At 65.9% G+C, this 22,590-nt stretch carries 27 protein-coding genes and 1 pseudogene; 8 read left to right on the top strand and 20 right to left on the bottom strand.

Features of this window, described 5'->3' with window-relative positions:
* Position 1: 1 nt before the first annotated feature.
* From DI624_RS00460 to DI624_RS00420, 9 genes are all read right to left on the bottom strand, one after another.
* Positions 2-214 carry a hypothetical protein gene (locus DI624_RS00460; protein WP_291535362.1) on the bottom strand — a complete coding sequence of 71 codons (213 nt, stop codon included), beginning with the start codon at positions 212-214 and terminating at the stop codon, positions 2-4.
* On the bottom strand, positions 211-915 hold the full coding sequence (locus DI624_RS00455) for a type IV secretion system protein (protein WP_291535360.1): 705 nt from the start codon (positions 913-915) through the stop codon (positions 211-213). The genes DI624_RS00460 and DI624_RS00455 overlap by 4 nt, the downstream gene beginning before the upstream one ends.
* Complete coding sequence (locus DI624_RS00450; protein ID WP_291535358.1) at positions 912-3,287, bottom strand: VirB4 family type IV secretion/conjugal transfer ATPase; 2,376 nt, start codon at positions 3,285-3,287, stop codon at positions 912-914. The genes DI624_RS00455 and DI624_RS00450 overlap by 4 nt, the downstream gene beginning before the upstream one ends.
* On the bottom strand, positions 3,280-3,615 hold the full coding sequence (locus DI624_RS00445) for a type IV secretion system protein VirB3 (RefSeq protein WP_003170565.1): 336 nt from the start codon (positions 3,613-3,615) through the stop codon (positions 3,280-3,282). Before DI624_RS00445 ends, DI624_RS00450 begins: the two co-directional genes overlap by 8 nt.
* Positions 3,608-3,787 carry a hypothetical protein gene (locus DI624_RS00440; protein WP_291535357.1) on the bottom strand — a complete coding sequence of 60 codons (180 nt, stop codon included), beginning with the start codon at positions 3,785-3,787 and terminating at the stop codon, positions 3,608-3,610. Before DI624_RS00440 ends, DI624_RS00445 begins: the two co-directional genes overlap by 8 nt.
* Complete coding sequence (locus DI624_RS00435; RefSeq protein WP_291535356.1) at positions 3,787-4,086, bottom strand: TrbC/VirB2 family protein; 300 nt, start codon at positions 4,084-4,086, stop codon at positions 3,787-3,789. The genes DI624_RS00440 and DI624_RS00435 overlap by 1 nt, the downstream gene beginning before the upstream one ends.
* The gene (locus tag DI624_RS00430) at positions 4,083-4,721 is read right to left on the bottom strand and encodes a lytic transglycosylase domain-containing protein (protein WP_291535355.1); all 639 of its coding nucleotides are present in this window, start codon (positions 4,719-4,721) and stop codon (positions 4,083-4,085) included. The genes DI624_RS00435 and DI624_RS00430 overlap by 4 nt, the downstream gene beginning before the upstream one ends.
* Positions 4,722-4,797: 76 nt before the next feature.
* Entirely contained in the window at positions 4,798-5,067 is a 270-nt protein-coding gene (locus tag DI624_RS00425) for a helix-turn-helix transcriptional regulator (protein ID WP_291535353.1), read from the bottom strand.
* Between the two features lie 83 nt (positions 5,068-5,150).
* Positions 5,151-5,633 carry a helix-turn-helix transcriptional regulator gene (locus DI624_RS00420; protein WP_291535351.1) on the bottom strand — a complete coding sequence of 161 codons (483 nt, stop codon included), beginning with the start codon at positions 5,631-5,633 and terminating at the stop codon, positions 5,151-5,153.
* Between the two features lie 226 nt (positions 5,634-5,859).
* Between DI624_RS00420 and DI624_RS00415 the strand changes: the two genes are divergently transcribed.
* The 5 genes from DI624_RS00415 to DI624_RS00395 all read left to right on the top strand — a co-directional run bounded on the left by DI624_RS00415 (position 5,860) and on the right by DI624_RS00395 (position 9,430).
* Positions 5,860-6,495 (top strand): GntR family transcriptional regulator, encoded by a 636-nt coding sequence (locus DI624_RS00415; protein WP_291535349.1) that lies wholly within the window; start codon positions 5,860-5,862, stop codon positions 6,493-6,495.
* 86 nt (positions 6,496-6,581) lie between these two features.
* Positions 6,582-6,716, top strand: coding sequence for a hypothetical protein (locus DI624_RS00410; protein WP_291535347.1), 135 nt, complete (start codon positions 6,582-6,584; stop codon positions 6,714-6,716).
* 116 nt (positions 6,717-6,832) lie between these two features.
* Positions 6,833-6,961, top strand: a complete 129-nt coding sequence (locus DI624_RS00405) for a hypothetical protein (RefSeq protein ID WP_291535346.1) — start codon at positions 6,833-6,835, stop codon at positions 6,959-6,961.
* 67 nt (positions 6,962-7,028) lie between these two features.
* On the top strand, positions 7,029-7,715 hold the full coding sequence (locus DI624_RS00400) for a lasso peptide biosynthesis B2 protein (RefSeq protein WP_291535344.1): 687 nt from the start codon (positions 7,029-7,031) through the stop codon (positions 7,713-7,715).
* A complete protein-coding gene (locus DI624_RS00395; RefSeq protein ID WP_291535341.1) occupies positions 7,712-9,430 on the top strand; it encodes an asparagine synthase C-terminal domain-containing protein in 1,719 nt (572 codons plus the stop codon). The genes DI624_RS00400 and DI624_RS00395 overlap by 4 nt, the downstream gene beginning before the upstream one ends.
* A 9-nt stretch (positions 9,431-9,439) precedes the next feature.
* On the opposite strand, the pseudogene DI624_RS00390 reads toward DI624_RS00395, so the two are convergent.
* The 4 genes and pseudogenes from DI624_RS00390 to DI624_RS00375 form a co-directional block, all read right to left on the bottom strand.
* Positions 9,440-10,123 (bottom strand): annotated as a pseudogene (locus tag DI624_RS00390) (alpha/beta hydrolase family protein); the annotation flags it as partial.
* A 1,681-nt stretch (positions 10,124-11,804) separates the two neighbouring features.
* A complete protein-coding gene (locus DI624_RS00385; RefSeq protein ID WP_291535339.1) occupies positions 11,805-14,756 on the bottom strand; it encodes a TonB-dependent receptor in 2,952 nt (983 codons plus the stop codon).
* 71 nt (positions 14,757-14,827) lie between these two features.
* Positions 14,828-15,823 carry a FecR domain-containing protein gene (locus DI624_RS00380; RefSeq protein ID WP_291535337.1) on the bottom strand — a complete coding sequence of 332 codons (996 nt, stop codon included), beginning with the start codon at positions 15,821-15,823 and terminating at the stop codon, positions 14,828-14,830.
* Positions 15,824-15,833: 10 nt separating this feature from the next.
* Complete coding sequence (locus DI624_RS00375; RefSeq protein WP_291535402.1) at positions 15,834-16,316, bottom strand: RNA polymerase sigma factor; 483 nt, start codon at positions 16,314-16,316, stop codon at positions 15,834-15,836.
* A 491-nt stretch (positions 16,317-16,807) separates the two neighbouring features.
* Between DI624_RS00375 and DI624_RS00370 the strand changes: the two genes are divergently transcribed.
* The 3 genes from DI624_RS00370 (at position 16,808) to DI624_RS00360 (ending at position 18,259) form a co-directional block, all read left to right on the top strand.
* Entirely contained in the window at positions 16,808-17,074 is a 267-nt protein-coding gene (locus DI624_RS00370) for a helix-turn-helix transcriptional regulator (protein ID WP_313553214.1), read from the top strand.
* A gap of 79 nt (positions 17,075-17,153) precedes the next feature.
* Positions 17,154-17,552 carry a nuclear transport factor 2 family protein gene (locus tag DI624_RS00365; RefSeq protein ID WP_003170576.1) on the top strand — a complete coding sequence of 133 codons (399 nt, stop codon included), beginning with the start codon at positions 17,154-17,156 and terminating at the stop codon, positions 17,550-17,552.
* Between the two features lie 299 nt (positions 17,553-17,851).
* Positions 17,852-18,259, top strand: a complete 408-nt coding sequence (locus DI624_RS00360) for a response regulator (protein ID WP_003170580.1) — start codon at positions 17,852-17,854, stop codon at positions 18,257-18,259.
* 149 nt (positions 18,260-18,408) lie between these two features.
* Here the strand turns inward: DI624_RS00360 and DI624_RS00355 are convergent, their stop codons facing one another.
* The 7 genes from DI624_RS00355 to DI624_RS00325 form a co-directional block, all read right to left on the bottom strand.
* Positions 18,409-19,212, bottom strand: a complete 804-nt coding sequence (locus DI624_RS00355) for a sulfite exporter TauE/SafE family protein (protein ID WP_291535333.1) — start codon at positions 19,210-19,212, stop codon at positions 18,409-18,411.
* Entirely contained in the window at positions 19,209-19,712 is a 504-nt protein-coding gene (locus DI624_RS00350) for a TIGR01244 family sulfur transferase (protein WP_003170582.1), read from the bottom strand. Before DI624_RS00350 ends, DI624_RS00355 begins: the two co-directional genes overlap by 4 nt.
* A 37-nt stretch (positions 19,713-19,749) precedes the next feature.
* Positions 19,750-19,944, bottom strand: a complete 195-nt coding sequence (locus DI624_RS00345) for a DUF2892 domain-containing protein (protein WP_003170583.1) — start codon at positions 19,942-19,944, stop codon at positions 19,750-19,752.
* Positions 19,945-20,015: 71 nt separating this feature from the next.
* Entirely contained in the window at positions 20,016-20,669 is a 654-nt protein-coding gene (locus DI624_RS00340; protein WP_291535329.1) for a peroxiredoxin, read from the bottom strand.
* Complete coding sequence (locus tag DI624_RS00335) at positions 20,662-21,114, bottom strand: DUF6691 family protein (protein ID WP_291535327.1); 453 nt, start codon at positions 21,112-21,114, stop codon at positions 20,662-20,664. The genes DI624_RS00340 and DI624_RS00335 overlap by 8 nt, the downstream gene beginning before the upstream one ends.
* Positions 21,111-21,554: a YeeE/YedE thiosulfate transporter family protein gene (locus DI624_RS00330; RefSeq protein WP_291535325.1), complete on the bottom strand. Its 444-nt coding sequence runs from the start codon at positions 21,552-21,554 to the stop codon at positions 21,111-21,113. The genes DI624_RS00335 and DI624_RS00330 overlap by 4 nt, the downstream gene beginning before the upstream one ends.
* On the bottom strand, positions 21,554-22,480 hold the full coding sequence (locus DI624_RS00325; RefSeq protein WP_291535321.1) for an MBL fold metallo-hydrolase: 927 nt from the start codon (positions 22,478-22,480) through the stop codon (positions 21,554-21,556). Before DI624_RS00325 ends, DI624_RS00330 begins: the two co-directional genes overlap by 1 nt.
* Positions 22,481-22,590: the final 110 nt, after the last annotated feature.

The raw sequence follows: 22,590 nt of genomic DNA, 5'->3' as shown, positions 1-22,590 counted from the left end.
CCTAAAAGCCCTGCCGGTAGGCGGCTATCCGGTCGTCCCGCCGGACCTCGGCGAGACGCGCCTGGGCGGCGTCACAGCCTTGCCGGCGGGCGCCGCGGTCGCAGTCCTCGACAGCCGCCTCGAGGGCGGCGCGATCCGGGCGCGGTTCAGCCTTGGGCGCTTCCGTCTCGCCGCAACCCGCGAGCAGGCCGAGCAGGAGCAGGGCGGCTTTCACTGAAAGGCCTGGCGGTAGGCGTCCATGCGGGCCGACCGTTCCGCAGCGATCCGCTCCCGCGCCCGCTGGTCCTCGAGACGGGCTTCGGCCGCCTGGGTCAGGGCCAGGCCCTGCAGCCGGACCTGTTCGTTCTGGATCAGGGCCTGTTCCGCCGCGAGCCGGGCGTTCAGGTCCATCACGGCCCGCGCGTTCGGCGCGGTGTCGAGCGCGCGGCGCAGCGTCTCCAGGCCTTCGAGACGATCGGTGGCTGCCCGGTCGACGGTCTCGCCGATCGCCAGATCACGGGCGGTCCGCGCCCCGGACCGCTCCAGGGCGTCGGCGGCGGGGGAGGGCGCGTCCGGCGTATAGACGCGGGTCTCGCGGCGGATCGCGTCGGCGCGCTCGGCCAGTTCGACGAGCGCCGACAGATCCCCGTCGGCGGCCGACCGGAGCGTCGCCATGTCCGGGAGCGGATTACGGATTTCCGGCAGACCCAGCCGCTCGGCGATCGCATTGACGTTGGACAGTTCGTTGAGGCTGGCGAACAGTTCCTGGCCCTGCTGGACTTGGGCCTTGAGGCTGTCGAGCTGTTCGATGGCAGTGCGCGCATCCTTGACCATCTGGGCGAAGGACGTGGGGTCGTAAACAATCTGCTGGGCATGGGCCGGAACAGCGGTCATCGCGGCGAGCGCTACAGCGATCGAAAGGATGGAGCGTCTCATGTCAGTCTCCTCTGGGTATGGAAGGGGCCACGCCAGTCGGCGTAGTCGTCCCCGGTCTCGGCTCTCAGCCGGTCGAGAAGGGCGACGGTTTCGGATCGTCCGGACAGGACGGCCAGCGCGTCATCCAGCCCCTTGAGGTCAAGCTCGACGACCACGCTGTCGTGACCCTGTTTGACCAGGAAGCGATGAGACTCCGGCGTCAGCTCGTCCCGGATCAATCGGAACTCTTCCTCGCTCAGGCCGAAGCCTTCGACATAGTCGCGGGCCTGGCCGTGCGCGTTCGGCAGGAAGATCTTGGTCGCGCATTGTTCGAGGATGGTGTGGGCGATCGGCGAGCGCAGCGCGTCGGCCGGGGACTGGGTGCCGAACACCATCAGGGCGTTCTGCTTGCGCCAGGTCTTGAGGCCGTCCTGGGCCAGGTCGGTGAAGGCGGCGTCGCCCAGGACCTTCCAGAACTCGTCGATGTCGAGGACGAGCCGACGCCCATCCACCCGCTGGGCGATCCGGTGGAAGAGGTAGAGCATCATCGGCGTGCGGACCTCGGGGTGGTCCAGCACATCGGTCATGTCGAAGCCGGCGAAGCGGGCGTCCAGCGACAGGGCGTCGTCGTCGCCGTCCAGAGCCCAGCCGAGCGGCCCGCCCCGGATCCAGCGTTCCAGTCGCGCTCCGACGCCGCCGACGTCCGATTGACCGAGCAGGCTGCGCAGGGCCGAAAGCGAGCGTCGCTCGCGCGGGAGAGCCTCGAGCGCGGCGACCGCTTCGTCGATGGCGCGCGCTTCCGGCACCGACAGGGTCTCGTTCGGCCGGGCGACCAGGGTCCGCACCAGTCGGCTGAGGAACGCGCGATTGGCGGGTGAAGGCTCCAACGCCTTGAAGGGCGCGAACCCCGTGGACACGCCGTTGCGCAGGGCCAGATAGGTCCCGCCGCAGGCCCGAACGAAAATCTCGGCGCCCCGGTCCTTGTCGATGAACAGCTGCTGGGCGTCGAACCGCTCCAGCTGCGCCAGCATGAAGTTCTGGACGACCGTCTTGCCCGACCCGGAGGGGCCGCAGATGAAGGTGTGGCCGAGATCGCCGACGTGGAAGTTGAAGTAGAAGGGGGATCCGGCTGTCGTGCGCAGCGTCGCCACAGCCGGTCCCCAGTGATTGCCGTGTGGCTTTCCGACGGGATAGGCATGGAAAGGCGCGAGGGCGGCGAAGTTGCGGGAGGTGATCGCGGCCGGACGCGTGCGCCGCGCGAAGCCGCCGGGGAACTGGGACCAGAAGGCGGCTTCGAGGCCGAGGTCCTCGCGGGCGACGACCAGGCCGGAGTCCGCCAGATGCGCCCGCGCCTTCGAAAGGTGGTCGGCGAGGGCGGCGGGCGTGTCGCCGTAGACCAGGACGGACGCCTGGTGTTCGCCGAGCACGAACCGGTTGCTGACCAGATCGTCCAGAGCGTCCGAAAGGCCATCGATCTGGGAAGCGGCGCGGTCCCGCGCGGAGACCATCTGGTTCTGCTTGCGCTCCATCACCGATCGCCCGGCCGCCTTGGACAGGAAGGCGAAGGACTGGGTCATGACGAAACCGAAGGGCGCGCTCAGCAGCGCGTTCCACAGTCCGGGCCGGGTCGAGGCCGGATATTCCTTGATGGCGAGGACGCCGGCGTAACGGCCTGCGTCGACGTCCCGAAGCTCCAGGCTTTCGCGTCCGAAGATGACCCGCACCGTATGAACCGCGGATCCGAGATGGCCGTAGACGATGGGGACGCGCCCCGGCCGCCCGGTGAGGATGAGCCGAACCAGCTCCATCGGTTCGGAGCACCAGATGTCTCCGTGTTGGTAGAGGCCAAGGCGGCGCGGCGCATAGCGGCCGAGATACTGTTCAAGATCTCGCGCGGCGTCCTCGAGCCGTTTGATCTGTTCGGGGGCGACCTCCGTGTCCTGACGGCGGGCCGTCTGCAGGTGACGCATGAGCGCCGCAGCGCGATCGCCGGGATCACGGCCGGGATGGAGCACTAGGGTGACAAAGAGTTCGTTGACGAACAGCCGCCGGCCTCCGAGCCGTGCTTCGTAGGCCTGGTTCAAATCCTGTGCGAAGTCGGAGCGGAACCCGCTCATGACCTCGGGCTGGACTTCGCGCCGGACAATGTGGTGCCAGACCGCCAACCGGTCGTCAGCCAGGTTGCGCCAGGTCTGGTTGAGCTTGACGTGCCAGTCGTTCAGATCGCGCGGGTCGGCCGTCTCAAACGCCGCACCCTGAAGCTGGAAGGCGATCATGAGCGCCCCGCTATCGAGCGTGATGATGTGGTCTGAGGCGTGGCGCGCATAGGGCAGGCCGGCCAGGGCGTTGCCCTCCCTGCGCAGACGCGACGGCGAGAGACGGAGCTCACCCACGGACCAGCTCCCTTGCGCTGTAACGCCGGACCAGGGGGAGGGGGGTCGCCGAGCTCCCGCCCCACAGGGCGCCGTTGCGGGACCGGCCCTTGGTATCGACAAAGACCAGCAGAAGCCGGAAGGCGTTGTGGTCCACCTTGCAGATCGCCCGGAAGACCAGATGCAGGGCCGGAGCGATCAGCAGATAGAGCAGGCTGCCGCCGACAAGAAAGGCCAGGCCGGAGATCATGACGTTGACGCCCATGGCCTCCATGGGCACGCCCAGGATCATCGCCGGCCGGGTGCAGGCGAGGAACAGAGGCTCTTCGATCAGTCGTTCCTCAGCCATGGTCCGCCCCGCTCAGGACGAGGGCGGCTTTCGCCACGGCGAGCCCGACCAGGCCGCCCCCCAGAGCCTGGGCATAGCGTGCCGGCGAGATCAGCCGGACGCCGAGCATCAGCGTCAGCGCCAGGCCGCCGGCGATCCCCGCGACGATCAGACAGGCGTCGGTCCGGGCCATCAGGCGCCGCCCGTGATCAGGCCGACGATCTCGGCGGCGCCGAAGACCACGACGATGCCGAGAATGACGATGGCGGCGCGCCGCAGATCGAACAGGCCGAACATCCACAGAATGCCGACGATGACGACAGCCAGAATGGCCAACAGCCTGGCCGTGTTGCCGGTCAGCATGTCGACGACGTTCTGCAGCAGGCCCTCGACATTGGCCTGGGCGAAGGCGGGCTGCACCGACATCAGGGTGGTCGCCAGGGCGATCGCTCCGACCGCGCATTGGCGGCGTCGAACGGTGGACAGGGTCATGGGATGACGCTCCATGTCTTGGTCTGTGAGGCGGGGGCGAAGAGGACGACGGCGCTGGCGGTGGCGCGCGCGAAGACGTCCCAGGCGGCGGGTGGCGCGAAGGAATCCGGCGCGACCTGAGCGGGGGATGAGCCTGACGCGGCTTCGGTTAGCAGCGGCGCGGAGACGGCCAGGCCCAGGCGGGCCGCTGAGGCCTCGACGCGCGCGACATAGCCGTTGCGAAAGCCGCGATCGGGATGACCGGTGTTGTATCGGGACAGGGCCACGCGCAGGGCCTGTTGGCGGTCAGAGCCCGTGGATGCGGGGTCGAAGCCGGCGCGCAGCACGGTCCCTGCCGCGGTGAGGTTGCGGCAGGGGTCAAAGGCGTCCTCCACCGTCAGACGCAGCCATCCGAGATTGCTCGAGTTGATCTGCGCGAGACCGAGATCGATGTTGGCGCCCGAGCCGATCAGGCGGTGAGCGACGCGCGCCGCTTCCTCGCGCGTCCTGGGCTGGCGCACGGCAGCGCCACGATTGACGCCGATCGCCAGGGCGTTGAAGCGGCTTTCCGTATGCGCGATCGCGGCCAGGGTCTGCGGCGAGACGCCGGGTGCGCACTGGGCGGAGAGGGCGAGGACGAGGGCGAGATCAAGCAAGGCAGGGCTCCGTTGAGAGCCCTCAGCAGACCGCATCGGCCGCGCACGTTCGATCCGCTAGGGCGCCACCGGAGAGCTACGGGGTGAAACTACGGGGCTCGGCGGCGCGGCGATCGTCTCTCACCAGAAGCGCGACGGCCTGGACCCGGGTCCTGACTCCGAGCCACCGGCACCCAAGGAGGATGTGGTCATCGACCGTGCGGGCCGACACGCCGAGGCGACGCGCGATCTGACGCGATGACAGCCCCTGGCCGGCCAGACGCAGACAGTCGGCCTGGCGAGCGGACAGGCCGTCGCTGGAACGCGTTGCGGCATGATCGGGGGAAAGGGGAAGCGACTGGGTCATGGACTCAAGCCAGACCCGGATCGAAGTTTGCGGCAAGACCGCAAGGTTCGGACAGGAAATCTACGGTGTGAGGCGAACCCCGATCAGTCTTCCTCGTCCTTCGAAGGCGTTACCAGCCGTCCAATCCGTTCATCGAGCCAGGCCTTGGCCGCGTCATCCCGTCTCACGGCCTGCATTCCGAGATCCTTCAGGGTTCGGGTGAAGGCGTTGATGATCGAGCGTGTGTCGAGCTCCATGATCGCATCGCCAACCTCCTCGTCGAACTCCTGTGTGACGACCCGAAGCGCGAGCATTGCCTTGTTGTCGGCGCAGCGGACGGCGAACTCCGGGGATCCCAGCGCCATGCAGTCGATGATCGCATAGGGATCGCTGTCCGTGGCCTCCGCGAAGCGGTGGATACGCTCGAGATTGATCTTTCCCTTTCCAGCTTCGAAGTGTTCGTAGGACCGCTTGGCCATGCCCATTGCGTCGGCGACCTCGGCCGGCTTCATCCGCCTGTGCAGCCGGATCAACCGCAGCGCTGCAGCCAGGATTTCGTTCTGAGAGCGGGGTCGGTCGCTTTCCATCAGCTCGGCTGCCTCGGGTTGTGGAGGTCAACGCGATTCTCGACGCCTTACTCCCGGTGGTTGAAAAATGCGGCAGTTGAGCATCAAATGAAAGACGGGAAGCTCACGGTGTCCCGAGTCTTGTGGAAAGTGCGCAAAGAACATGCGGTTCTTTTATGATAACTAATGTTCACCATTCAGCTACTCGCCGATCGGCTCTGTTTCGTCCTTTAGAGGGGCTGTGTGATTGCAAGGCGTCGCGCCGCGTGCGGACGGGCGGGTCGTGATGCGCGAGAGAGATCATTTCGCTGTGGCTCACACAGCCCTGGCCGGTTACGCCGCCGCGGGGCGCTTCGGCTGGGGTCTTCCGCTTGTCGCAACCAGTCTGGCGAACGAGCTCGGTCTTAGTCCTACGCCGGTACGCGAGGCGCTCGCCCATCTCGCTGGCGAAGGCATCATCGAGCATCGGCCAGGACGCGGCTACTTCGCGCCCAGTCCCACCGCGTCTGACATTGTCGGGCTTTACGAGCTTCACCACCAGTTCCTGCGCTGGGGCTCCGCGGACGGTGTCTCGCCCGAAGCGCCGACCACAGAACCGTCGGCGGATCCGGTGTTGCGGGTCGAGTCCATATTTGACCGGCTCGCGCAGCATGGGGACAACAGCGCGGTCTTCGAAGCCTATCGCCGCGTTTCTACGCAGCTTAGACCCATCCGCAGAATTGAAGCGCTCCTGCAGAACACGGGATTGGACATCGTCCTCGCAATCGAACGCCTGCGCTTAGACAACAACAGCGCGGAGTTGGCGAGCGCGCTCTACGAATATCACCAAGGCCGGATCGCCCTTTCGGTGTCCGTGGAGAAGGTGATGCGGCAGTCCGCTTGAAGTATATTGCAAATATAGTTTGAAAATACACCTCCGAAGGCGTGACCTGTCTTCAGCGGGCGCTTCCGCCCGTTCAGGAGGCAGTGATGCAGACGAAAACCAAACTGCGCCTCGTGCGCGTAGGATCAGCCAAACGCGCCACCCGTGCGGACTCGGAGACGGGCTTCATGGAGCAGATCCAGATCTTCCTATGGGATAGCCAGCCGTCCGCGGCGCGCTGAACCCTGCCGGCATTCGCCGGCTCTAGATCGGCGCCCGGTCGCTCATCTCAAGATTAGTGGCGAGTGACGCCGTAAACCGCCGATCCCCGGATCGGCCACGATCGGAGGCGACTACCATGTTGAAGTCCATGAACCTGATCCGTCTGGGCTCCGCCAAGCTGCGGACCAAGGCTGTCGAGGAAGAAGGCGACCTCGAGCAGATCCAGGAACTGCGCTACGTCACCCCGGGCGCCCGCTCGGCCTGACACGGAAAGGCGTCGGCGTGAGCCGGCGCCTTTTTTCCCGACACAACCCGCCCCTTAGGAGCGTGTCTTGCTGATCCATGAGACTCTGGCCTCAAAGGACGTCATCGCGCCGACAGCGCAGCCGCTGTTTTTGCGGCTGCATGTGTTCGCAGCGCCCGTTGACGACGACCTGGTCGTTCTCGATCTCGCTCGCGACGACTATCTCTGCATTCCAGGCGCTGCGGCGCACTTTCACCCGGCATGCCAGGACAACGCTTGCAGGGTATCAGGCCCGCTGGCCGACGCCCTGCACGAGGTGGGACTGGCGCAAGCGGAGCCCGGGCAACCACCGCAGAGGCTGCCGGCGACGCCGTCTGGATCCATCCTTCACGATGCTCCCGCGGCGCTGAGGCTCTCCGATGTCGCGCCGCTGGTTGCTGCGGCGTTGAGCGTGCGCAGGGCGGAGCGACGCGAAGGTATTGCGAGCCAACTCTCCGTCGTCGGGCGCGCGCGACGGCGAGAAGACCCGGCCGCCGCCCGCCGCGCAGCGGGCGCCCTCTGGAGGATTCAGCCCTGGCTGCCGTTCGACGGGGAATGCCTCCAGCGGTCCATGCTGCTCGTCGCTTTTTTGCGTGAGTTGGGCCTGACCGCAGACTGGGTGTTCGGCGTCAGGCTTTGGCCGTTCAGCGCTCACTGCTGGGTTCAGTCCGGTGATGTCTGCCTCAACGACGATCACGAACGCCTGCGTGCGTACACGCCGATCCTGTGTCGATGACCGCGAAGCCATCGGACACCGGCTACGTCGTCCTGGACCGGTCGCAAGCGGCAGGCAAAGCCCTGGCCCTGGTCCAGACCCTGACGGCGGATCTTCTCAATGGAGGCTGGTCCCTGGTCTGGGACGTCGGGGAGATCAGCCTGCTGCTCGGTCCTCGCGCTCGCCACGCGGCGCGGCTGGTAGGTCCCAAGCACCTCCTGATCGGTGACTGGCGTCCCAATGGCGAGCGGACCCTGTCCGCCCTTGTCGGGTTGAACCGGGACCCTGTCGCACTCGCTCGGGCGGTGACCTCTGAGGGCTGGGGCAACTACGTGTTTTTCTGGCGGGCGGACGACAGTGGCCTGCGAGTTCTTCGTGACCCCTCGGGTGCGATTGATTGTGCGCATTGGCGGCGTGACGGTCTGACGGTCGTCAGCGATCAATGGCCTGCCGAGATTGACGCCCTGCTTCCGCGAGAGGTCGCGATCGACTGGGAGGCGGTGGGCCGGATGTTGGTTCATTCACAGTATTCTGTGCGTCACGTCGCCCTGCGCGGCGTTAGGACGATCGACGCGGGCGGGTTCGCTGATTTAGGCCGGTGCACCGAGATTGCCGTCTGGCGACCGAAAGACGTCTTCGGCCGCCGGTATGAGACGGATCCGGACGCGCTCGTTGAGGTCGTGGACCGCACCATCGCCTCGCTGACGCATGGGGCCCCCACGGTGATCGCTGAGCTGTCTGGAGGTCTGGATTCCGCGATCACGGTGGCGAGCCTGCTTCAATGCAAGCCTCGCAGCGGAGTGCAGCTTGTGAACTACTATGGACCCTGGATCGAGGGGGACGAACGCGCCTACGCCCGGGCCACCTCGGCCCATTTGGAAGCCGAACTCACGGAGGTCGCCAAGCCTGTTCAGGCAGTGCTTGCGTCTGAACTGGCGCGATTGGGTCAGGGGATCCGGCCAGCGTTCCAGGGCGTCGACACCACCTACGACGCTGATATGGCAGCGCGCCTGTCGCGGCGTCGGGCGGTGTCCCTCACCGGGCAGGGCGGGGACGCGGTGTTTTTCCAGCAGGCAACGCCGTGGATCGCCGCCGATCGCTTGTTCAGAGGGGACTTCGGGGCCCTTCATCCCCGCTACCTCGCGAACGTGGGGCGATGGACTCGGCGGTCGGCGTGGGCCGTTGCTCGAGCGGCGCTCGGTCCGATGTTTGGACAACGGCCTGGGATGGACGACGACCCTCATCCCTGGAACAGGGCGACGGGCGATCTGCCACCGGCCAAACGCATGCAAATCCGCCAACTCGCCAACTGTCAGGTCTTCTGGCGAGATTGCCTGCGCGCGCGAGCCGCGCCGCTGATCCACCCTTTCCTCAGTCAACCCGTCATGGAGCATTGTCTGGCCCTCCCGACAGACCTCCTCGCCGTCGGCGAACGGGATCGAGGCTTCGCCCGCAAGGCTTTCAAAGAACGCCTGTCACCGATGATACGAGACCGGCGTAACAAGGGCGATCTGACCCGCTACTACGGCCGGATCAACCAACTCAGTCTTCCGATGCTTCGCAAACACCTCCTAAAAGGCAGGCTTGCTGAAGAAGGGGTCGTCGACAGGGAGCTGTTTTCGGCTGTCCTGACGGACGACCATCTGATCTGGGACGGCCAGCACAATCGCATCGTCCTGGTTGGCGTCCTCGAGAGCTGGGTGCGAAACTGGGAGGCCCGCCTCAGCAGACGCTGAGAGATAGCGATCCAGCCAAGCGATGATCCGGGTATGAAGGTCGCGGATATTGGCGGGGCTGACGAAGACGTGGCCTTCGCCCGCGTAGGTGACGAGACCGGCTTCCCTGTCCATACGGTACAGCGCCCCGAACAGGCCGCGACCGCGCGTAAAATCCATATCCCCGTCGATCATCAGTATGGGGGTGGTGATGGCCGCAGCGCTGTAGATCGGACTGGCGTCGATATATCGTTGTGGCGACGACACGAGCGAAGCGCCCATCCGGCCCTGGCCGGTTTCCGCCCAGCCCAGGCTGACGTTGAACGGTACGCCGTTTTCAGGCGTGAGAACGTACTGCGGTGGTAGTTCCGCGAGATCGGTCAGGTCCGAGCGACCGGCGGACGCCACGATGGCCCGGAAGCGACGCGACTGGGTTGCGACGGTCATCGCCCCGTACCCTCCATAGCTGTGACCCAGCACGGCGGCGCGATCCGGGCTGATGAGGCCGGTCTCCGCAGCGCGGTCCAGGATGGCCTCGAGCCGGGGGGCGAGGTCCGCGAGAGCCTGGCCCGTTCGGTCATACAGCGGCAGGCTGGGAACGAGGACGGCGTAGCCGGCGGCCGCGAGCAGGGCAGGATTGATGTGGCGTCGCTCGCTTCCGGGCCTCAGCCAGGTTGGGGCCGTAGGGTAGATCGTGCCGGGATAGATGATCATGACGACGGGCAGGTCCCGGTGTTCCCCGCCGGGGGGCAGGAGAAGCCAACTGGTCAAGGGCGTTCCATCCGGCGCGCTGTGTTCGATGGGCCGGATCTCGCCCCACATACGATCGTCGAGCGCTGCGTTCAGCGTCAGAAGGGGTCGAACGCCCTCGGCGTTGCGAAGCCGGACGACGGTCGACCCGGTCGCGGACATCTGCGTTTCGATGACAAATCTCAGGTCTTTGCTGGCGGCGGTGATGGAGGGCAGGGCAGGCGGAAGGCCGAGGCAGGTCCTCACCGTCGGCGCGATCTGTTTGACCAGACAGCCCGCCTCATCCTGACCAACCCAGTCTGCGACAGTCACAGGGTCAGGATTGACCGCAGCCCGTCCGCCTTCATCTTGCGCGCGATCGCTGGAGACGGCTCGGGCGGGACGCTGACCTTCGTCCCGTCCGTCGAGGCTGCGCCACGACGTCGCCTCTCCGACAAGCAGATGGCCGTTTCGCTGAGCCAGAACCTGGCCTGGGCGGGCGGTGACGTCGGCGAACCGGCCGTTGCCTTCGATCCGGCGCCAGAACCGTGCGCCATCCTCCGTTTCCACCAGAACGACAGGCCGGTTTTCGTCCCACGTCCCTCTCGCGTAGGGGATCTGACTGCCGTTGACGTCTATGCGGGGTCGGGCCCCCTGAACGTCGAGCGTCTGGTCGCCGTTCGTGCGGTCAAGAACCGTGAAACGACCCTGCGTCCAGGATTGGCCATCCTGGCGACGGAAGGTCAGCACCCGACGCGAGTCCGGGCTCCACGCCAATAGATAGGGGAGATAGTCAGCCGCTTCGTCACCTGGCCGCACTCGACCGTTATCGAGGGCGGCGATGGTCAACCGTCGGCGCCGTGCCGGCGTTCCGGTCAGTACTGGCTCGTCTGTCCCTGTTTGGATGTCGTCGGTCACGGCCATCGCCGCCACCGCCTGCCTGTCCGGAGACAGTGTGAAGTCGAAGAACTCGCCACGCGCGATCGTGGTGACATCGCCCGTGGCCACGTCGAGACGAACCAGGGCGCTCGGCCGCGCCCTACGATGCGCGTCGCGGTTCGCGCCGCTCATCAGGGCGACGCTGGACGGACGGCGTCCGGCCGCCGCAACAGCCCAGAGCGCTGAAGCCCGCGCCTGCGCCTCCCAGCCATGACGCATGCCGAGGGGCAGATCGTCATCGGGACGGGCGATAAGGACCAACTCGTGATCCGAGCGCCAAGCGATCGTCTGGCCCATGTTGGGCCACTCGGGGGTCAGATCGTGCCATCGGATTGAACCTGTCGACAGGGTCATGACCCCTAGTCGAAGCGTGCGGGCGGTGAGCCGATAGACGACCATCCGCCCACCATCCGGAGAGAAGGGACCCGAAATGTACCCGGTGGCGTGGCCTGGGTCTTGAACGCGCCTCACCGGGCCTTCGCCAGACGCGTCATGCACCTCCAGACGCGTCAGAAGCTGTGCCGTGTATTGCCCGAGATCGTAGGAGGCGGCCTGATTCCAAGCCGCCTCCCGGTCGATCACCACCCAGCGCGAGTTCGGGCTTATGCGGATGTTGCCGAGCGATTCCTGGCCGAGAAGATCGTCGATGTTGAACGGTGTCTGGGCGTGGGCGCCCATGAAGCCAAGCGCCAGGGCGCAGACGAACCCGTGAAGAGCGTGGCGCACGTCACCACGCCTTCGTCAGCTGAACCGAAACAAACCGTCCGAGCACGTTCGCATTGGCGGCGTCGTACGCGATTCCTTCGAGCCCGTCCCAGAATGGTGGATCGCGATCAAAGGCGTTCTGGACATTGAGGGCGATCGTAGTCCCGGCGAGCGCGCCGTGCTCGGGGGCAAACGCGATTTGCGCATCTGCGGTCACCCAGGATCCGATACGATCCCCGTCAAAGTCGCGGTAGCTGTCGACAAAGTTGGCGCTGGTCGACGCGGTCCAGGGCCCCCGGGACCACCGCAGGGTGCCTCGCCCGCGCAACCCAATCGGCTCGTTGGGGCGATTGAGCGTGCTGACAACCGGCGCCCCAGGGGTGTTCTGGCTTTCAAAGCGGTCGAGATAGCTGAGATTTGCCGAGACCTGGAACGCCTCGCCCCGGAGCGAGAAGGGGTAGTCGAGATTGGCGTCCAAGCCCTCGACCTCGACGCGGGTCGTGTTGACATATCGCGCGTCAACGATCGCGCCGAAGGCGGTCGCGGGATAGCCACCGGTCACCGTGCTCGGAAGATCCAGCCATGCCTGGATCGCTGCGCGATCTTCCGCATTCGTGACCGGATTGATCAGGCGCACGAAGGACGCCAGGGCCGGATCCGTCAGGACGGTGGAGACGCTGTTCAGGGCCGGTTGTCCGATGCGCTGGTCGAAGTCCGTCCGGAACCAGTTCAGCCCCAGCCGCAGGCCGTCGATCGCCGCAGGGCGATACTCCACACCTGCTGTCCAGGTGTCTGCTTCCTCGGGCTTGAGGTCGGCATTGCCGCCGTAGAGGATCAGGGACAGGGTCGTGCCCGCTCCGCGCGTCAGGAAGGTCGGGCTTTGTCGGGTGGGGTCATGAATCTCACGCAGGGCCGGAGCGCGGAACGAGGATCCATAGTTTGCGCGAAACAGGAGGCCGGCTCCGGGCTCCCAGACCATGCCGACCTTGGGATTAAGCGTGCTGCCGATATCGTCGTAGTCCTCGTACCGCAGCGCCAGCGAGAGCTCGAGGCGTTTGAGGCCGGCGCGCGCGTTGGTTTCGCTGAAGAGAGGCGCGCGGATTTCTGCGAAGGCGCTGGACACTTGCCGGTCAAACTCGGCTGGCGCGCCGATCGTCGGAGTCACCGCCGAGGTCAGGTTGCCAGACTCCCTGGAAAAGTCCTCGCGCCGGAGTGACAGCCCTGCCGCCAGCTTCAGGTCGCCTCCGGGAAGGGCCCACAGCGTTCCATCGATCTGAAGGTTTGCCGACCGCACCTCGGTCTTGCCGCGAGTGTAGTTCCAGCCGGAGCTGATGAAATCGAGCACAGCCTGAGGGCTGGAGCCGCCATCGCTGAACGGGTTGAAGTAGCCATCGCGTGACGCGCTGAATGGGGTGGCGGGATTGTCGGCGAGGGTGCCAAGCGCCTCACGCAGGAACACCGAGTTCAGAACGCCGGAGCCCCTGTTCTCGGATTCGTCCGAGGCGTAGGCGAGATAACCGCTCAGCCGCCAGTCGCCAGCGATCTCAAGATCCGCTCCTAGCGAAAGGCCAAGGCTCTCGGCGTCTCCGCTCAAGACCGGATTGGGCAGTTCGTCGAGGAAGGAATAGGCGATCAGATGTGATGCGGCTCCGGTCGGCGAGACGAAGAAGGGGTTTGCAGGCGTCGCGGTGATCAGCGTGACGATCGGCGCAGACACGGTTTCCCATTCCCGGCGGCCCCACCGCGTATCGGCGCTGAGAGTGAGACGGGAGCCCAGGTCCTGATGACCGGTGAGGTAGAGGCTGTGCCGCTCTTGGCGGGGAAGGACATTCATCCCCTGGCGTTGGTTGCTGCGGTTGGTCTGGCCCGCAAGAAAATCCGACGGTCTGAGGTTCCGGCCGTTTTGTCCTTCAGGAATGGCGTAGGCGGAGACATAGCCGCCGAGCGCCGCGTTGTAGGCGACGAGGTTGCCGGGATTGGCGTAGTTGAGGCGCCGGTCGGATCCACCAAGGGGGCGCAGGTCGGCGTTTCCAGCAAGGGGGCGGTCCGCCACCGCCAACGGCTCGCGGTTATTGTACTCGTAAGACCCCATCAGGCCGCCGCTCGACCAAAGCCGGCCGACCGTTTGCCCGAACTGATATTCCCGCGTCGCCCCATCGCCGGTTTGCCCGTATCTCGCCCGGGTCTCGGCGCCGTCGTAATCGCGTCGCAGGATGATGTTGACGACCCCGCCGACAGCGTCTGAGCCATAAAGGGCTGAGGCGCCGTCGAGCAAAACGTCAATCCGGGACACCGCGCTTGTCGGCACGGTGGACACGTCGGCGAAGTCACCGAAAGCTCCGGTGCCTGAAAGACGCCGACCATTGATCAGGACCAGCGTCGCATCGCTGCCCAGCCCGCGGAGGTTCACGCCCGATGCAAATCCGCCATTCGAAGCGCTTCTGTCCGCGCCGTTCTGCAAGGCCCCTTCATTCGCAGTTCCGCCGAAATTCTGCGGAAGTGCAGCAAGCGCTTGGGCGACCGTTCCATGTCCTTGCCGGTCGATATCGTCCCGGGTCACGGTGATGACAGGCGAGGGGCCGTCGGCGACGCCGCGGATTAAACTGCCAGTGACGATCACTTCCGCGATCTCGACCGCCTCGTCCGTCGCTTCTGCACGGGCGGTGGGATCGAAGACGACGAGAGTATTGGAACTCGTCCGTCGGGCCCGTAGTCCGGTGCCCTGCAGCAGGGCGGTGAGGGCTTGGTCCGTCCCAAGCGCGCCATTGACGCCGGGGGACTGGCGGCCTGCGACGAGGTCGGTGGAGTAGAGAATTTGCTCGCCGCTTTGGGCCGCGAACAGGGGCAGTGCGGTTTGCAGCGGGCCGGCGGGAACGCGGAACTGCACGGCAGCCGTTTGCGCCTGGGCGATGACGGGCGTCGCCGCCGCCAGCATCAATACGCCAAGCGCCGTGGAACAAGGACCGATACGCATAACACTCCCCCGAAATGGATACCCGCACAGACGCGGGTCGGGGAAGAGACGATGGGGCGCGGTAAAACCCCTCAGCGCACCGCTGCATTTTTCGCAGGCGCGTCACGGATGACGATCTGACCGGTTGGCGTCCGCTCGGCGACGACGGGATAAAGTTCGACGAGCGCGGAAACGAACCCCTCGACGTCGCCCGTGTTAAAAGCGCCGCTGACAGCGATGCGGGAGATGCCGGGCGACTGAAGAACGACCTTGGTGCGGCTGTAGCGATTGACCTCGGCGACGGCGGTTTCGACGGTGTCGCCAGAGAAGATCAGTCGCCCGGTCGTCCAACTCGTTTCCGAAGCGACGTCCACGGTCCGGACGGCAGGACGAAGCGAGGTCGTGACGATCTGCTGGCCGGGCGTGAGGGACCACCCCTGAGAGACCGCCGAACGGTCGCTGACATCGACCTTGCCTTCGACGAGGGTCACCTGAGCGCCGTCTCCCGATCGACGCACGTCGAACCGGGTGCCAACGGCGGTGACGTCTGTCGCCCCGGCGCTGACGACGAAGGGACGGTCGGGGTCGCCCTCAACCTCAAAAAAGGCCTGACCGCTGGCCAGTTCTACGGCGCGCTGCCCGCGGGTCAGCTTCACGCGGATCCTGGAAGCAGTGTCCAGCGTCACCCGCGACCCGTCATCCAGGACCACTACCCGGCGCTCCCCCAAATCCGTCTCGTAAGACTGAGGTCGGCTGGACCATAGGGCGACGCCGATCGCGAGCGCGGCGATCGTGGCGATCGCCCCCAAGGGAACGACACTTTTGGCCACCCGGCCTTGAGATTGACGCGATGCGTCGGCGCGCGCGCGCGCACCCTGCGTCAAGGCTGCGATGTCGGCGTCCCCCTTGAGGCTTCCCGCCGCCTCCCACATGGTCTCGATGCGCGCATAGGCCTCGGCGTTCTCCGGGTTCCGGCGCCATTGGCTGAAGGCTGTAATATCCGAAGCCGCGACCCGCCTCTGGTTGAGGGTCGCGAACCATGACGCGGCTTCGCGGCGTCTTGCGTCCAGGTCTTTCTCGGCAGTCATCGTTCGTGCCTTAGACGTCCAGTTGCGCCATGCAGTGCTCGACAGCCTTGGCCATACGTCGTTCGACTGTAGCCAAGCTGATCCCGTGAGCCAGAGCAATCTCTGGGTATGTCATACCGTCAAACCGGCTCAAGACGAAGACGTCCCTGTAGAGAGGCGGCATCGTCTGGAGGATTTGCTTAAGATAGAGGCGATCGACAGGCGTGTCAGTCGTTGCGCCCAGGATCGAAGCCTCACCCTGCAACGCGCGGTCACGCCGGACCAGGCGGCGCCGCTCATCGCGGACAAGGTTAAGCGCGACGCGGAGGAGCAGCGCCTTGGGGTGTCGGATCTCTTCAAGGAGATACGGGGTGAGACGCAGATAAGTCTCCTGCACAACGTCGTCCGCCTCGTCGACGCCGACACGCCCGCGAAGCCGCTTTCCCAGCCATCCCGAATAGCGGCGGTAGAGCCCGTTGAGGCTCGCCGCTGCGCCCGGATTCATCTCCTTCACATCGCTCAACGCGACCTCCAGCCGGCTGTCAGACGGCGGGAATCCGAGAGCGCGCCCGCGCAGGCCGGACGCACTCAGGGGTGCGCCGCGGTCGATGGCGGACGGACGCCGCGCGTCGGGGCGCGGTCGTAAAGGTTGAGCTTCGCACAGGGGATTCCCGGCCCCTATCGACGCGAACGCCGACGTCCAACCATGAATCAAACCAAGTCCGGGTGCAAGGCGGAGGGGTCGGGCGAGGAATCCTCTGCGAAGAGGCCCGCGACTTCAGGGTGAAACGCCGCCTCCGCCTAAGGCAGACCCCGGCTCAAGTTCCGCCCCTATCTGACGGCGCCCGACGTGAAACGGATTAGGCGCCTTCAGTTCGCACGGCAAGGGGACCGTGAAGCGCTACGGGCCAGCGGTCCGACCGCATTGGCTGACGCACTTCCGCAAGTTTCTTGCGGAGTCGCCGCAACGGGTTTGCGTTGTCGGGTCGGAGAGGGCGGGCCACGATGCGACGGTCAAAGGCGAGTGAAATCATGCCCCCGGACCCTCAAGCGGATGTCGAATCTCAGAGCTTCGCGTTGAGCCCGAGAGAGCACGAATGCCTCATCTGGGTCACGCGCGGCAAGAGTTCGGGCGATATTGGAAGCATCCTCGGGCTGTCACCCCGAACGGTCGACAGCTATTTGGAAAAGGTCTGTTCGAAACTCCGGGTCCGGACAAGAATTGAGGCGGTCGCAGTCGCGGTGCGGGCCGGCGTCGTCGAACCGGATTGATTTGGCGCCACACGCCCTACGCGATTTTTGATCAAGAATCGGATCATGATCGATCCTCTGAACCGTGATCATGTCGTAGATGCCCGGAACCGTCGTTCAAGCTTTCGCCCAGGAGATCGCGTTTCGCGATGTGCGGCGGCTTGAGACCTATCTTGCGGAGCATGTCGTGGCGCGGTTCGACATCGCGGGCGACCTGATCGGTCGAACAGCGCTGCTCGGGTTCTGGCGCCGGCTTTTTCAGACCTATTCGCTTTTCGAACTTCATATTCTCAAATGCGTCGCCGAAGATGATCTTGTGATCGCCGAGAGCGCCTACCTCCTGACCGCGCGCCGCGGAGGCGTGCTGGACGTCCGGGCCATCAGCATCTTCGAAGTCGAGCAGGGCGTCATTACGCACTGGCGTGACCATGCGGATTTGGCGGAGGTGCCGATGTCCGAGAAAGAGCGATGGCTCCGGCTAAGCAAAGCCCGATGGTGACCACGACGTCCGTAATGGATTGGACGAGGGGAGGGGGCGGGCCGGGAACTTCTGTGTGAAGCTCAACGTCTTCACCCGCGATCGCCGCCGACGCAGAACGTCCCCTGGCTCAAGATCGAAGGCTATCCGGTCGAGGCCCGCCGCAGGCATAGTACCTCGCAAGCCGCCTGCCGCAAGGCATCGCGGAAAGTGTCGGCGACCTTCAGGGCGCTTCGCCGGTTTTGGAGTGTCCTGGCGCCATCCATGTTCGCGACGGCATGTGTCGTTGAACCCAATGCTCCGGGTCGGATTGTCTAGGGATGCAGACGTCAACCATTCCGTACGCCCTGGCTGTCGACGATGACGCGATCATCCGCTGCGATGTCTATCAGATTCTTGAGGAGGCGGGGTTCCGCTGTCTCGAAGCCGCTTCCGGAGATGAAGCGCTGGAACACCTTTCTCAGATGGCGGAGTCGATCGTCGTGCTCTTCACGGATGTCGAAATGCCAGGATCCGTGAACGGCTTCGCTCTTGCGCGTCATGTCGCCGAGCATTGGCCCCACATTGAAATCGTCGTGTCCAGCGGCAATGTCCGTCCCGCAGCGGAAGACATACCTGAAAAGGCGGCGTTCATCACGAAGCCCTTCTCGGCTGAGGTGGTCCACGAAGAACTGAGACGCCTCCTCCCTGACGGAAAGAAGCCAGACCCTCTCAAAACTGCGGTTTGAGTGCATCGCTTGGGCCAGGCTGTCCGAGCGATCGCACAGCCGACCAACCGCTCTCAGCAGTCTTGGCGCTCGCGCACGATGGGCTATTGGCTCAGGGCCGCGCGACGATCCGGGTCCAGCGAGCAAGACCCGCGCCCCAGGCGACGGACTTAGGTCGCGGCGCCTGCGCCGATGAACGCGCCAGCGCTCTTCCAGAGCATGTAGGCCGCGATCACGAAGATGAGGACCGAGAAAACGGTCGTCAGCAGGCCGGTGGTGCCCGACAGTTTCCTGGCGACCAGGGCGCCGCCGAAACTGCCCGCGAGACCGCCGAGGATGAACACCCCCGCGAGCGGCCAGTCGATCAGTCCAGAGAAGGCGTAGTTGAGCGCCGTGGTCAGACCGAAGGCCGTGACGGCGACGAGCGACGAGCCGATCGCGTTCAGGATCGGCATGCCGGTCGAGGCGACGAGGCCCGGCACGATCAGGAAGCCGCCGCCGATTCCGAAGAAGCCCGAGAAGACCCCGGTCCCGAGGCCGAAGCCCAGCACCTTGGGCGCGTTCTCGCGGTCGCACTCGGCGCCCGGATTGCCGATTGCGGCCCGCCCGCGCAGCATCAGAATGCCGACCACGATCATGACGAGGGCGAACAGGAACAGCAGTTTCTCGCCATCGAACGCCTTGCCCACAGTCGATCCGGCGAAGGCTCCGGCGACGCCCGCCCCCGCATACATGCCGGCGCAACGCCACTTCACCGTGCCGTTCCGGGCATGGTTCATCAGCCCTGCCGCCGCATTGGCGGCCACCGCCAGGGCGCTGGTGCCGATGGCCACGTGCGGGTTTGGAACACCGACCAGATAGACCATCAGGGGCACGGCCAGGATGGACCCGCCGCCTCCCACGAGGCCAAGCGTGAAACCGACCAGACCGCCCGACAGGGCGCCGAGCAGATACTGCAGAGGGTCCAAGCTCATGGGACGTCATCCTGGTGAGCTACGGCGGCTTCAAAGCCGAGGCGCCCGCAGGGATGTTTGGGCCCCATGGGAGTCTTCGCGTCGCGCCGGGCGTCGAGCCGAGAGCGAAGCGTCGACAGATCGTAGCCGGCCGCGGCGGCCGTCATGATCAGGACGTCCGTCTGCTGCGCCTCGGCCTGGGTCAGGGCCCAAAGCGTCGCCGAGCGCATGCCGGTGCGGCAGTAGGCGAGGGCCGGGCCGTCCAATCGCGCCAGGGTCTGCGCCATCTGCATGACATGCTCGTCCGCGACCGCTCCGCCAAGCGTCGGCACATGAGCGAAACTCATGCCGTGAGATGCCGCCAGATCCCGAATTTCAGCGGCCGTCGGCTGTCCGGGTTCCTCGCCGTCGGGCCGGTTGTCGATGATGGCGCGGAAGCCAGCGCGCGCCGCCTCGGCGACGTCCCCTGCGGTGAGTTGGGGCGCGACGGAGAGGGACGCCGAAAGGGTCTTGAACGGCATGGCGATGGTCCTCGAAAGGATATGTGAGTGACTGGGTTCAGCGGCGTCGGGCGCGCGTGGACAGGCCGAACGGCAAATAGGCCGGACAGGTCGCCGTAAGGCTGGTCAGCAAGAGGGCGACGGCGACGGCTCCGAGAACCAGGGCGAGGGTTCCGCCGATCAGGCCCAGTCCATAGGCTCCGATGACGGCGGCGACGGCGACGAGCCGGATGATCCGGTCGAGCGTTCCCATGTTCTTCACGGCGAGGGTCCTTGGGTTCAAAGGGCGCCGGCGCGGTCGATGCGACCGCGCCGATATAAGGCTCAGGCAGCGATCGGGCGGGTCGAGAAATACCAGTCGGTATATTTGAAGCCTTCGCCCTCGCGAGCATTGGCGGCTTCCACAGTCTTCGGCGGAGACACGATGGCGTCGTCGCCCGGCTGCCAGCCGGCGGGTGTGGCCACGCCGTTGGCGTCGCTCGTCTGCATGGCGGTGACCAGGCGGACGATCTCGGGAATCGAGCGGCCGTTGCTCATGGGATAATAGAGCATGGCGCGCAGGACGCCTTCGGGATCGATGATGAAGGTGGCGCGAACCGCCGAGGTGTCGCTGGCCCCCTCGTGGATCATGCCGTAGGCGCGTGCCACGTCCATCTTCAGGTCTTCGATGATCGGGAAGGGGATCTTGACGCCGAACTTCTCGGCGATGTTCCGCGTCCAGGCGATGTGGGAGAAAATGCTGTCGATCGACAGGCCCAGAAGCTCGCAGTTCTTCGCCTTCAGTTCCGCCGCGACCTTGGCGAAGCCGATGAACTCCGTCGTGCAGACCGGGGTGAAGTCCGACGGGTGCGAGAACAGCACCAGCCACTGGCCCTTGTAGTCGGCCAGCGAGCGGTCGCCGTGCGTGGTCTTGGCGGAGAAGTTCGGCGCGGGCGCGTTCAGGCGCGGCAGGCCGACGGTGCTTTGGATCTCAGACATTGGATGTCTCCAGGGAGGACTGCTTCGCCGGGGCGGCGGGCAGCAGGCGGTGCAGGATCATCCCGGCCAGCATGGCCGCGACGAAGAGGGCGGCGGGGACAGGGGCGATGGCGAGGTCGGCGATGGCGGGGCCGGGGCAGAGCCCGGCGATGCCCCAGCCGATGCCGAACAGGGCCGCTCCGCCGATCAGGCGGGGGTCGAGATCGCGGGCGGTGGGCAGAGCGAACCGCTCGGCCGCCATCGGCGAAGGCATCCGCTTCTGAATTCGCCAGGCGAGGGCCATGGGGATCAGGGCCCCGCCCATGACGAAGGCCAGCGTCGGGTCCCAAGCGCCGAACAGGTCGAGGAAGCCGCGCACGCGCTGCGGATCGGCCATGCCGGAGACGGCCAGACCGGCGCCGAACAGAACGCCCGCGATCAGGGCGAAGACGATCGGGCGCTTCATTGTCCCAGCCCCATCGCGTTCATGGCGGCGACCGTCGCGAAGCCCGTGAGCATGAAGGTGGCGGTCGCCACCAGCGACCGCGCCGACAGTCGGGACATGCCGCAAACGCCGTGTCCGCTGGTGCAGCCGCTGCCCAGCCGAGTGCCGAACCCGACCACCAGGCCGCCGATGATGAGGGCGGCGAAACCCTGTTCGAACCGTGTTTCGACGGGTCCGAGGATCAGCGCCACGAGCAGGGCGCCCAGCGGCAGACCGACCACGAAGGCGATCGCGAGCGGACGGGGCGCGCCGTCGACGGTGATCCCTGTGGCTCGCGCCGCGAGGCCGCTGACACCCGCGATGCGTCCGAGGCCCAGCAGCATGATGGCCGAGGCCGTGCCGATCATCAGGCCGCCGATCAGCCCCTGGACCGGCATGGCGTTGGCGAGAAGGTCGGTCATCACAGAACGTCCAGCGGGATCTTGAGGTAGCGGGCGCCGTTGGATTCCGGCTCGGGCAGATGGCCGCCGCGCATGTTCACCTGGATCGAAGGCAGGATCAGCTTGGGCATGGACAGGGTGGCGTCGCGCGCATCGCGCATGGCCACGAACTCATCCTCTCCGACGCCTTCATGGACATGGACGTTGCCCGCGCGCTGGGCTCCGACCGTGGTCTCCCAGGCGAAGGTGTCGCGTCCGGCGGCCTTATAGTCGTGGCAGTGGAACAGGCGCGTCTGCTCGGGCAGAGCCATGAGGCGGCGGATCGAACGATACAGTTGGCGGGAGTCGCCACCAGGGAAGTCGGCGCGCGCCGTGCCGTAGTCGGGCATGAACAGGGTGTCGCCGGTGAAGACGGCGTCGCCGATCACATAGGCCAGGTCCGCTGGCGTATGACCGGGCACATGAAGCGCGATGGCTTCAAGCCCGCCAATCCGGAAAACGTCTCCGTCCTCGAACAGGCGATCGAACTCCGAGCCGTCGCGCGCGAATGCGGCGCCGGCGTTGAAGATCTTTCCAAAGACAGTCTGGACGTGGATGATTTCGCGACCGATCGCGAGCTGTCCGCCCAGATGGTCCTTCAGATAGGGCGCGGCCGACAGGTGGTCGGCGTGGGCGTGGGTCTCCAGCAGCCAGGCGACCTTCAGCCCCTCGACCTTCACATGGGCGATGATGGCGTCCGCCGAAGCGAAGGACGTCCGGCCCGCCGCCGCGTCGTAGTCCAGAACGCTGTCGATCACCGCCGCCTCGCGGGTCGCCGGATCGTGGACGACATAGCTGACGGTATTGGTCGGTTCGTCGAAGAAGCTTCTCACTGTCGGAACCGCGGCGGAGCCCGACCGTGCGTGCGAAATGAGGCGCGCTGCGTCCTGAAGGGGTATGTCTTGCATGTCGGGCTCCAAGTTTGGCAGGGATCGAAGAGGGGCGATGAAGGTGCAGTGACACAAGCGGTCGGGGCAGGTCGTTGACCCAGGTCAACCGGCGGTCGCCACGACCGCTC

The sequence above is a fragment of the Brevundimonas sp. genome (assembly GCF_003248455.1).
In the GTDB taxonomy this organism is placed as follows: Bacteria; Pseudomonadota; Alphaproteobacteria; order Caulobacterales; family Caulobacteraceae; genus Brevundimonas.
The sequence above is the reverse complement of the archived record's forward strand: the minus strand, read 5'-3'. Positions and strand labels throughout refer to the sequence as shown.